The sequence below is a fragment of the Terrimonas alba genome (genome assembly GCF_042434975.1).
GTDB lineage: Bacteria > Bacteroidota > Bacteroidia > Chitinophagales > Chitinophagaceae > Terrimonas_B > Terrimonas_B alba.
On the sequence record NZ_JBHMQM010000001.1, the window covers coordinates 193,989 to 206,075 of the forward strand.

Genomic DNA, 12,087 nt, shown 5'->3' on the forward strand with positions numbered 1-12,087 from the left:
AAAAAAGCAAAACTGAAACATAAGCCCCTTTCTTTTTCTGGTTACGTCAAAAAATAATTCACATTACTATTTTTAAAAATATCGATGAAGGAAACTAAATATTTCTGGTTTTGTTTTGGCATGTAGAATTCTGGCCCCGGAAAGAGCAGGAAAGATGGTAGTAAATTCATTAAAAATATGCTCGATACCGCTGTTGGAGAAAATAATATTCGTGCCGCCAAAATAACTGCTCAGGGCAGCCGCACCTCCATGTACGGAAATAAAATGCTCGCAATTCGCATACACCAATAACTGCAGGTGATTATAATTATTAACCGATAAACGATGCCGAACATATAAATCCTGCATCAGTAATACTTCAGGATATTTCTCCCTGAGCCAGGCAAACTCATCCAGGTCAAGTATCTCACTGTTGTCCGAGATAATTTCTGTTACGAGCGGCCTGTTATAAATGATCTGGTATTTTTCCCCATATGTTTTAATAATTTTTTCCAACGTAAGTTTATCGATGAAATTCAAGGGCTTATTGTCCCACTCAATATTATATTTGTTGGCAATTATTAAAATGGGCTTTTCAAAAGAAAATATGCTGTTACTGAAAACCTTTTTTAACGGAACTTGCGCCCACTTTGAATAGTTAAAAGAAACGCAATGAGTCATGTTGGGAAATTCAAAGTTGCTGTGGTTGAATTGCCAAACCCTTTTCTCATATATCTCCTCATGGTCTTCACTAAAAAAATATAACTCTTTTGTATTCTTTGACGAAATAGTTTTTTGCAACGTGCCATTCAAATAATGCCAATAGGCAAACGGAAGAACAAAACAAAGTTCCTGTTGAAATTCACCCTGGTAGCTAATTACTTTATATCTTTTTTTGTAGAAATAATCGCTCAAATAATACTTTAGCTGATAAAGTCTGCTGTAATAATTGTCGCTGATATAATAGCGATGTCTCTTTTGTATTTTGTAATACCTCACATGCGCAAAGGCACTCAATAATTTTAAGACTAATTTCTGCATTTATGGCCAAACATTAAATGAACCAGGAAGCTTCGATACATTATTGTAACCAAACTCATTTACGAACCGATGATTTTCCGGGGCCTCTTTTACAATCCGGGCGGGTTAACGATCTAAAGCTATTTCATCGAACATTTCTCTTGCTTTTATTTTTAAGCCGGGCAGGCTTGTCTTTATCTTTTTTTCTATACTTTCCTTTTCAGTCACTAATCTATTGAGTAAACGTATGGCATCATCCTGCTCCATGTCATTTGATTCCAATACAAAATCTTCAAGATCAAATAAGCTGAATAATTCCTTGTATTTGTGTGACCAGCTAATGGCCATAACAGGCTTTTCATGCAGGAATCCAAATATAAGTGCGTGAAAACGCGAACTAATTAAAATGTCTACTGAACCAATTATCGTGTCTACCTCGATGGCAGAGTAGTACTGATCGGCAAAAAAACATCTTTCGGGGACCTCAACGAATTTCATTAACAGTCTGCATAAGTACCTGTCATCCTTTGCCGGAACATTTGGTGGAAAAACTTCATTGGGTATAAATACGACATCGGCATTCAATGTTTGGATGCAGTGATTAGCCAGCGCTAAAAGCATTTTGAAGTAAACATTATCCTTTTCCAATCCGGAAGTTCTTTCGTATACTCTTAGATTTGGTGAAATACCGATTAACCGGCCACCCCTACGCTTGTTACCCAATGAACTCAGCACATTATTGTTTACCCCGTTAGTATCGTAAGCAAAGACTATGTCGTGCATCAATGGGATTTTTTTTGGAGGTATATCTAAAACGTCTGAAAGATATTTTTGAGATGTTAAGTCCCTTGCATAAAACTTATTGGCGTTGGCTAACATTTCTTTTACAGCATTGGCCACCGCGGGTTTATGAAAACTACCCCATGCCTGGGGCATAAAATAGAACCTTGTCTTCTCCTTTTTATATAACCTTTGAAGCTTTATTGTCTCCATTACCATGGGCTCACCCCAGGAATCCGCATAGGCAAAACCACTTACATCAACAACCATATCTATGCCGGGAATTTTGGTTTTCAAAACAGCAAAAGGAAATTCAAACACAAACGGCTTGTCTTCTTTAAAAATGAACTTGTGCATTTTTCCACTAGCTCTTTTATAGAACCTTTTAATTTTCTTCTTCAATTCACCATCCTGGTTGCAAACAGGTACAATGCCATTTTCTTCGGCCAGTGTTGCTTCGTAGCCCCTGCATAGCATATAAAACCTGGCCAGCTTATGCCTAAGTGCTAATTGTTGCTTGACTGTTAACATCATGGCCTCCGCCCCTTTATTTGAAAAATTTGCTCCAATAATTAAAATGTTCATCGACGGTCTCGCTTTTATAGTTACGGATTTAATTACAATCCGAATGAAAGTATCCGAACCAGATTTCTATGGCAGCTTTTCCTGTTTTTTCATAAATACTTGCCTCATCATGTAAACCTGCCTGAGTTTTTCTCTCCCGCTTTTTGTCAAATACCATAATGACAGGTATATTATTACGCTAAACAACAATCCAATAAAAAACAAATACAAAGCCGGCTGGTAAACAAAATATTGCCTGAAGCTAAAGATGGCCAGCCCGCTTAAAATCGAGATGATCAGCGGATACCTGATCATCCGGAAAAAAAGCCCGACTGTTATAGCCGAGTCTTTAAACGAATAGTACAGGGATGGCAAAAGTAGCAGGTAGTTTACTATAGCATAAGATATAGCCACACCGGGAATACCCCAGGATATCCCGATAATAAATCCAAGGATCACAAAAATGGCGTTGGCAAAGCCCCATATCAAATATCTTTTTGTATTGCCCGTTGAAATCATCACTGCGCCCCGTGTACTGGCAACAGGTTGAATAAATGAAGTAATCGCTAATAATTTAAAAATATAGCTGGCGCTTATCCATTTTTCTCCCAATACAATCAAGATCAACTCGTCGGAGAAAATAGCCAAAAACAATACCAACGGCATTGAAAAAAAAGACAATAAAAAAATATAGTTAGAATAATACTGGCGAAACTTTTCCTTTTCTGCCTGCAAACTGCTTAATGCGGGTAAAGCCACAGCATTTAAGGGGTCTCTCAATTGTGTGATCGGAAGTAATAAAAGTTGATAGGCTTTTGAATATAAACCCAATGCTCCCGCTCCTAGATACTTTCCAATTAGCATGTTGTCTGCATTCCTTGAAAAATAATTTATCAGGTCAAACCCGGTTATAGCGAGCCCAAATTTCAAAAAAGGACGGCTCTCTGAGAACTTAAAAATGAAAAGCGGTCTCCAGTCACATATAAACCACAACGAAATAGTTGATAGTACTGGAGTTAATACCGTTGATATCACCACGGCCCAATAACCATAACCTTTATAAGCAAGGAAAATTCCTGTTAAAACACTTATACCAGAACATAAAATATAATTTATCGCCAGGTTTTTAAACTTCATTTGCCTTTTCATCAAGGCGTTATGTTGAAGCGAAAAGCCAGAGATAAATATACCAATGGCAAAAACCAACGTTATATTGAACACCTTTTCCTCTGCATATAAATAAACTAAAAGAGGAGCACATAATGCCACGACCAACGACATGAAAAAAGAAATAATGATATTTAACCAGAATAAAACACTTACCTGGCTTTGGGTAATGACTTCTCTTTGAATAACAGCGGCTGAAAGACCTAAGTCTTTAAAAGCGCTGATGAATCCTGTAAAAGCAGTTACCATAACAACAAGGCCAAAGTCACCCGGTGTAAGAAGCCGGGCCATAACCGCGGTAGAACCAATGGTAAAAAATAGACTTATTACCTGCCCGCTTACCGTACTAATGCCGCCTTTGATAGATTGTTTTTTCAGGTCAGCTTTTAAATGCCCCCGGGAAAACCATCTTTCTTCATATCCTGTTTTGCCTGTTATTCCGGAATTACTCATTATTGATTATATCTTATTAAATAGCCCGGGGATTTTTTTTGAGAATAAGGAATTTTTTCATTGGGATCAGCATACCCCACCCCTATTAACATCAATGGTCTCTCATCATCATTCAGGTCAATTATTTTCTCCATCTTTCGCTCCAGGGCTTCAATATCCGGCCAGTTTACAGGCATCGAACTTAAGCCTAAGGTTTCAAGAGCGAACATAAACGACATAGACGCCAGCCCGCAATCAATATACATTACATGTCGGTCCCTCTCACTGATGTATGCGCTCAATTTACCAACAACGACAACAAAAACAGGCACGTTGGTATAAAAGCCTTTGATTCCCATGGGAACAGCACCAACCAGATTTTTTTTCTCTGTATGATCAAATATTCTGAATTCAAATGGCTGGCGGTTACAGGCCGAAGGAGAAAGTGTAGCAATTGATATGGCCTTTTCAATCAACTCCCGGGAAACCTCCTTCTCTAAATACCAACGAACCGATCTTCTTTGCCAGGCCAGCTTATAAAGATCCTCAAATCGTATTGAATTATATTCACGGACGTTTCTTACAAAAGGCACTAAATCTTCGCTTTTAGCAGACCCATTTGCAATGTGATTTACGTCACTAAATGTTTTTTTAGCCTGTTCGATAACAGGATGGTTATCTACACTATTAAAATAGGTTTTTATGACAGAGTTGGCCCAGTATATCAAGTCTCTATCAACAGTTGAAGAGTCTTTATGATAAGCTTCACATAAAATCTTATAATTTTCCACTATGCCGGAAATATAATCTACTGCAAATACAGCCCTGCGTTCCTTCATTATTAAACCTTTTTCCAAACGATGAATTTCTCTTCTTAAAAAAAATTCGTTTGGTTTATTTTCTTTCAATGCCAAATAATGTGAATGCTTTCCATTCAAAACCTTTTGATGCTCTCTTGCAAACTCTTTTGAAAAGAAACAATAGTAAACGCTACTTAAGAATCGGTTTCTCCTGCAGAAAGGAATTAAAAATTTATTCTGCAGCTTTAATTTCAATTGATATCCTGATATCATTTTCTATTATTGTTAATATTTTATGGATCAAGTGATGTCACTTAAAAATTGGCTATTCGGGCACAATACCAGATTAATTTAACGTTACCACGATCATTAGTTGATCAAAGAGGAATTTTCAAATTCTTTCATCCAGGTGTTGTAAAATGTGCTGTTTTTCCCATATGAATTGTCTATTAAATTCACCTTTTTATCCAATAGCACGGATAATATATAGCCATGCAACCGTGTGGTATAAATTTCATCGTAGTTGTTTATAAAATCAATGCCCTGTAGCATATACCATTTACTTAAGTCCCGCCTTTTAAATCCATAACTATGATTGATGATATTTTTAAATCCCGGCTTTTTAACCAGCAGCTTTGAAATAATGTCATCTGCTTTGCTCAGCGCATTCTTTACTTTGGTGCCCATATTCCGCTCCATAGGTGGCCAATCTCTTACCTCAATTTTTTTCTGGGTATGGATACGGTCTTTCAAGGCCGTTACATCAAATGATTGACTGAGTTCTTTATCCTGCCGCTTTAATATTAATATGTTATTGGTTTCTGCATTGTTGTTATACTTCTCCAGGTTCAAACAAAAAGCCATATCAGGCACTAACAAAATAGTATTCCTGGTAAAATGCTTTTTTAAAATTTCGTAAGATGTAGTATCCCGGGCGCAAATGGTTAGATCGGGATGTTGATTGAATAGTTGAGCATCCCTGCGAAGCAGGTCATTATCTTTATAGTATACAGTTTGGGGTAAAATAATGATTTTGCTCCCTGGAAATGCACTTATCACCTGCGTTTTAAATTTCTGATGCCAACGCCAGATGTCGCCAAAATTACCGCCGCCATGCAATAAAATTAAGCCCCTGGATGGTATGCGTTTGAAATCGCAATAGGTAAGGTTGGCCATATACTGTCGCTTAAAGGGTAGTCTTCCCAGGTACGCTAATTCGCCTTCACAGATCAGCTGGTCACCAATATTATAATGATTCGGCACATCCAGGAGACAGTAGTCTTCCTGAATAATAGGATCTAATGACTGATAAACATGTTCTCTTAACTGTAAAATGTTATTTTGATTACTGTTCATCTTTTTAATTGAGATAGTAGATATATAATTGTTTTTTATTTCTAAGGGCCAACCGTTATGTATTTGCTGTTGTTAAATACGCTGTTTCATTATTAAGCAGGTATTGATCTATTCCCGATTGACACCATGTACTTTTATTTTCCCTGCTCTTAAAAGCTCTTGCATAATTTTTCTCACTGTTTTCTTTTTTCGCCTCTTCATGATAAAGGTGGTATTGAATCGCCCCAAATCGTATAAAGGTTAATTTGATACCGCGGTTGATCAGGCGAAATGCCATTTCAGTGTCTTCTGAACCCCATCCTTCAAATGCTTCGTCATATCCATTGATCCCCAAAATATCTTCCCGCCAAAAAGCCATGTTGCAACCTAGTATGTATTGATATTCTTTTTCCCAGTGATAATACCGGGCATATAGTTTTTGAAGTGCCGGTATGCGCAGTTGACGAATAGCATTTTTGGAAAACCCCGGAACAAAACGGATGGACGCCATACGGTGATCGAGGATATTTTTTGAAACAGCCGGGTTCAGGTAAAAGCGGTTGCCGGAATAGAAACGGTTTTTCGTCGCTTGTAACAGGTGATCGCGGACAAAATGCTTGTGCAAAATAATGTCACCATCAATCTGTAGTATATAGGCGCTGCCGGCTATTGCTAAACCTTTGTTACGTATCCTGGCTAACTGAAAACCTTCATCGGGCTGCCACACATGAATAAGAGGAACCTTGCTCAGCTTTTTTAACCGGTCTATCACTTCTTTAGTGGTGGCCGCAGAGCCGTCATCGCAAACAATAATTTCATCAGGCAATCTGCTTTGAGCAAAAACACTGTAGATCGTAACCTCCAATGCCTCCGGCCAATTATAAGTCGAGATCAATAAACTACATGATGGAAATGGTTTCATACAATACGAATCAATTTTTTTAATAATTTGTCCTGAAGGCATTTATATATACTTCATTAAAACCTTTGTTATGTTTTCCCAACTAAATTGCCTTACAAAATGTATTCTTTTCATACGCAACTCATCTGAATTTTCCTGCAATGCTTTTTCAGTTTGATATATAAAAGAAGTACACCCATCTGCTAAATAGGAATGCTGACTAAAAACTTCCTTCATAGTATTTGTTGCTGTAGCTACAACGGGCTTGGCCATCGCGAGATATTCAACTATCTTCAATGGAAAATTGCCTGTGGTTATATCATTTACAGTTTGAGGATTGATACAAACATCAACATGTTCCAGGTAAGCAGGAATTTCTTTTGTACTTTTTCTTCCCAGAAAATACACATTGGCCAAAGAATGTAATTCACTTTTCTGAAACGACTCGTCTTCCCAACCTATCAAAACAAAACTCCATTCAGGTTTATTCTTAGCCATTTCAATAAACAATTTTAAATCCAATCGTAAGGAAAGCAATGCTCCCACATAACCAATGCGGGGCCGGGAGATGTTTTTCAAATCTTCAGGTTCTGCCAGGGATATATTATAGTTGTATTGATCCGTATCAAACCCATTACCAATATAAAAACTGTTCGGATTATACTGTCTGGCTCTTTTTGCAAAATCATTAGAATTACAGACTACCGCATTGGATTTTTGCATTAATACGGGTTCCAGTTTTGTCCCGTGCCGCTTCCAGTAATCCATTGCCACTGTATTATCCCGGTCCAAATAAATATATTTCTCCGGGTGAAGTAGTTCTTTCAGGTAAAAACTTCTGAATATATCCTTATCATTAATCAAAACAAAGTTTTCAAACTCCAATTCTATCAAGGCCTCCCTAATGTCCTTTGCAAAACGGACATTATTGATCCAGTTGAGCTTTTTGAAAATAAAAGTAGAAGGGATCCAGTTTATAGATTCGATAATTCTTGAAGGCTGCAACATCCAAAGATTTTCCCTCAACCGGGTTAACTTCTTCTTTTTACTTTTTATATTATCGATATGAGCCCTGGTAAACGGATCTTTTGATTTGGACAATAATGTCCTCCTGTCTATCGGCGGATTAACATATAATACTTTGTGGTTTTTAGACAGTTGTTTTGCCAGGCAGGTCGAGGTTGAATCCCTGTCTGTATTAATAGGCTGCAGACTTACAAATACAAAGTTCATATCCATTACTTGCTTAACTTTCAGGAGCACAGATTATTTGTTATCGTGGCCTTATTTGAAATATTTAGTTATATATTCCTTACCAAAAAACATCTTATCTACCTGCAATTCCATATTTATTTACAAAATTCTTTTTTACCTTTTCGACGTGCCTTTGCCTGACAATTGAATGATTTTTATTCATTGGTGGATGTTTTAGTATCATGGGGACGATGTGGTACGAACATGTTTGAAAATCTTCTCATCTCTTTAATGATCCGGTTACTTAAGGCCTTGCCAAAACTACCATCCCGCTGCAATGACCTGGGATTGGTCCACACGATTGCCTTTGCTGATTTCACCTGCTTCACACCTCCATACTGCATCAGGTCAAAGCACATTCTCCCGTCTTCGCCTCTTATCTTGTGCATGACAAAACCTATTTTCATTCCATGTTCACGTACATATCCCATACTCATTCCATAGGCATTCAGGTACGGTCTCTTAAAATGCCGAACCTCAGCTATTAAGTTCTTCATTTGCTCCAATAAAAAAAGCTTCCACCTTGGATAGCCAGGTTCCGATATAAAGGCATACCGCCCGTAAACACAAGCCACTCCATCCCTTTGCAATGCAGCCACCATTTCGTTTACCCAATTCTCAGGATAATAACAGTCCGCATCTGCTAACAAAATATAGTTTCCCTTAGCTTTCTCCATTCCCATTTGCCTTGCCGGTCCCCAACCCTGTATACCCTGGAAAACCGTTCTTACATGTAGCTGATCGAGCGTCTGCCCGGTTTTGTCGGTCGAGTTGTTATTCACTACGATAATCTCTAAAGGAATGGTCGTTTTGGACTTAGCCAGGCTCGCTACGCAGTGTAAAATATTGATCTCTTCATTCCAGGCTGCCACAATAATACTTACCAGCGGATTAGCAGTTTGTATTTTATCCAGATCGCTGTTGATGGTTTTAAAAACGAAACCGGGAATTTCCTCAAACCTCGTGTATGAGAATTGAAATTGGTGTAGCCATGTAGGATTGTTAAATACATTCATCGCCTGATCTTTTAGTTATAGCTCCGGTCAATTAAAAAAAATCGTTAAATAACATTTCTATTTTTTGCGCTTAGGCCACTGATCACTCCTATGATGAGGAAAACAACAGCGACCGGTATGATAATATAAAAAGGCATATACTACTGGTTGATTTCAGATGAAACAACCGCTTTGTGAGCGGTTGCCATAAATGAATTTTTAGTTCTTCGAATCTTAAAAAGGGCGGCAACCATGCATACTATCGCATAGGGCAACCGGAGCAGTGCCTTTACTAACATTTTGTTTTTATAGTAATGACCCGGCACAGCAATTAACAACGCAACGAAAAGAATGAGCAGTAAAACCAGCCAAAAAAACGGGGATGGACCAACCGGAACAAATAATGATAGTAAAAAAAACAGGCCCAATGCGGCCATTAGTAAAGTCCTCGGCACTATCCAAACCTGTATCAGCTTATTGATAAATTCAACATTACCTGCTTTCAGTTGGGTAAATGTTTCCCTGGAATATTTTTTCAACAGCTCCAGTTGCGATGCCAGCCATCTCGTTCTTTGGCGGGTAAATACCCGGGCATTCTCTACCTTTTCATCAAAAACCAATGTGTCATGCAGGTAAGCGATCTTGATCTTATCTTTTGCAATCCGGAAATCCATTTCTTTATCCTCTCCCACTGTTTCTCCAATATTTGCAATTATTTTTTTAAAATAGCTGAACTCAAAAGCCATTCCCGAACCGATCAGGGCCGCTGAAAGGCCAAGGGCATACGAACCCTTTCTATAAATATGATTACTGATTTCTTCATTGCACGCATCGAGGAAAGCAAAAGCCGTATCCTTATTTTTTGCGACCCGGTGAGTTTGCACCACCCTGTATCCCGCCTCGACAGCCACGTTTACATCGGCCAACACATTTTCATTCATTATATTGTCAGCATCCAGCACCATTACCATGTCATACTCATTTTCCAGTTGAGCAACCGCTGTTGATAACGCCTGTCCCTTCGTACTTTTTTTAAATGATACTTCAATTACTTTGGCGCCATTGCCCCTTATCTTTTTAATTGTTGACTCCTGTAGTCCGTCGGCAATTACAAACACATCAAACATGCCGGCATATCGCTGCTGCATGGCGAGCTTGCTTGTTTCTAGTATTACCTGGTCCTCTCGATAAACCGGTATCAGTATGCAAAACTTCCGATACTCCTGTACGTTTACATCCAAAGGCCTGGTCTTCTTTAATCCCACGACTGAAAAGAATAATATATAGCAGCAATTCAGTACTAAAAAAATACCCAGCGTGTATAAAGTGATATTCAGTAAACTCTCCAAAAAAACCATGATCTACATTTTATTTCCAGGAATGGTGTTCTCCATAATTTTCTGGTATTGTAATTATCCAGTTAAAAATTTTATATCAATTATTCACCACTTCTTTCTTATCAAGCTTTGGACCTAAGAATACAAAGGCCCAGGAAATATAAAGTATCATCGCCGAGGGCATATTGTTCATTACTTCATTACCATAACTACAAATAAAAATCCCAGCGCCACCCGCTGTTAATGCCGCCAGTTTGAATCTCAGTCTCGGATCTTTAATTTTCCATACAATACCGCAACATTTTCCCAGGATATACATCATGATCCCAAACCAGATGACCAGCCCTACTACTCCGTACATCGCCCACACTTTTACCCAATAACTATCCGGTGGAATAGTCGATATGTACGTATTCTTATTATATGTTTTGCCTGCGTAACCTAAAGCGCCAATCCCCGCACCAAATGGTCGGGTGCTGAGATAATCCTTCAGCCTGACCTGATTTCTTAACCGTAGATTCAGAGATGCATCATCCGGTTTTAATGCCGTCCGCATTCTTCTGATCTCAGCGTTGTCATTTAACAGGGAAGTATATTTCAGGAAGACAAAACTTGCTACCACAATGGTTAAACCAATAAAAAATACTTTTGCATTTCGGGTAATGATCAATGAAACAAGCATTGCAGCAAAAAAAGCAAAAAGAGCACCCCTTGTTCCGGAAATGATCATTCCGTAAAGCAAGACCAGGCCTGTAATTACCAACAACACCCGCTTCCAGGTTTTAAAAGGTCCCAGGGCCAGCACCAGCGCTATACTGCTTAGTTGTGCCATCGAGGCACCGAATTGGCCGGCATCCAGATAAAAAGAAAAAACCCGCAGCTTACCAAATATCATGTGCGTGGGCGATTTGGCTACAAAAGCCTGCTCAGCTCCGGTCAAACCAAATTTTAATTGCTTGATGCCATACAATGCGCCAATCAGCGAAATAATAATAATCAGGCCCAGGAAAATATTCAGGTTTTTCTTCGTATTAAAAATGACCAGGCAAAGAGGAATACACAGCAGCCACAATAATGGATAACGGGCATCACTGATCCAGCCTGCCAAACTACCTTGTTCAGGATTTGCGAATTCCATTATGGTGATGATGAACCAAATCAATCCCAGGAAACAAAGTTCATTTTTCAGATTTTGCCAATCATACGATTTGGCGTTGAATAGAGCTCCTACCCACGACAGGATAAGTAATGTTTCTATACCGTATGTAAAAGGAAAATCAGGAATATATCTTGCCAACAGGGCCAAACAAAAACAATAAGTGATAAATGAAATAATTCCAAGCCCTGGATTCTTGAGAATAGCGATTGCAAAAGGAATAATAAAGGCAATTACTGCAAGCAAAACAGGAATGACCATACCCCCCATAGCAGTCGCCCATGCGATGAAGACAGCCATCCCCAGCCCAATCGCCAGCACCAAACTATTTTTTATTCCTGGTCTTATAGTCAGCTCGTTACTCATG

The 12,087-nt window shown here is 38.6% G+C and carries 10 protein-coding genes; all 10 read right to left on the bottom strand.

The window, feature by feature from the left end; genetic code table 11:
* Positions 1-72 precede the first annotated feature (72 nt).
* A complete protein-coding gene (locus ACFEL9_RS00935; RefSeq protein WP_385885298.1) occupies positions 73-1,020 on the bottom strand; it encodes a hypothetical protein in 948 nt (315 codons plus the stop codon).
* A 105-nt stretch (positions 1,021-1,125) separates the two neighbouring features.
* Positions 1,126-2,364: a polysaccharide pyruvyl transferase family protein gene (locus ACFEL9_RS00940; protein ID WP_385885300.1), complete on the bottom strand. Its 1,239-nt coding sequence runs from the start codon at positions 2,362-2,364 to the stop codon at positions 1,126-1,128.
* A 66-nt stretch (positions 2,365-2,430) separates the two neighbouring features.
* Entirely contained in the window at positions 2,431-3,963 is a 1,533-nt protein-coding gene (locus ACFEL9_RS00945; protein WP_385885302.1) for a lipopolysaccharide biosynthesis protein, read from the bottom strand.
* Complete coding sequence (locus tag ACFEL9_RS00950; RefSeq protein WP_385885304.1) at positions 3,963-4,781, bottom strand: nitroreductase family protein; 819 nt, start codon at positions 4,779-4,781, stop codon at positions 3,963-3,965. Before ACFEL9_RS00950 ends, ACFEL9_RS00945 begins: the two co-directional genes overlap by 1 nt.
* A gap of 330 nt (positions 4,782-5,111) precedes the next feature.
* A complete protein-coding gene (locus tag ACFEL9_RS00955) occupies positions 5,112-6,098 on the bottom strand; it encodes a polysaccharide pyruvyl transferase family protein (RefSeq protein WP_385885306.1) in 987 nt (328 codons plus the stop codon).
* A 55-nt stretch (positions 6,099-6,153) separates the two neighbouring features.
* Positions 6,154-6,999 carry a glycosyltransferase family 2 protein gene (locus ACFEL9_RS00960; RefSeq protein ID WP_385885308.1) on the bottom strand — a complete coding sequence of 282 codons (846 nt, stop codon included), beginning with the start codon at positions 6,997-6,999 and terminating at the stop codon, positions 6,154-6,156.
* A gap of 42 nt (positions 7,000-7,041) precedes the next feature.
* Positions 7,042-8,211, bottom strand: a complete 1,170-nt coding sequence (locus ACFEL9_RS00965) for a glycosyltransferase (protein ID WP_385885310.1) — start codon at positions 8,209-8,211, stop codon at positions 7,042-7,044.
* Between the two features lie 176 nt (positions 8,212-8,387).
* The gene (locus tag ACFEL9_RS00970) at positions 8,388-9,248 is read right to left on the bottom strand and encodes a glycosyltransferase family 2 protein (RefSeq protein WP_385885312.1); all 861 of its coding nucleotides are present in this window, start codon (positions 9,246-9,248) and stop codon (positions 8,388-8,390) included.
* Between the two features lie 140 nt (positions 9,249-9,388).
* Positions 9,389-10,585 carry a glycosyltransferase gene (locus ACFEL9_RS00975; RefSeq protein ID WP_385885314.1) on the bottom strand — a complete coding sequence of 399 codons (1,197 nt, stop codon included), beginning with the start codon at positions 10,583-10,585 and terminating at the stop codon, positions 9,389-9,391.
* A 76-nt stretch (positions 10,586-10,661) separates the two neighbouring features.
* The gene (locus ACFEL9_RS00980) at positions 10,662-12,086 is read right to left on the bottom strand and encodes an O-antigen ligase family protein (protein ID WP_385885316.1); all 1,425 of its coding nucleotides are present in this window, start codon (positions 12,084-12,086) and stop codon (positions 10,662-10,664) included.
* Position 12,087: the final 1 nt, after the last annotated feature.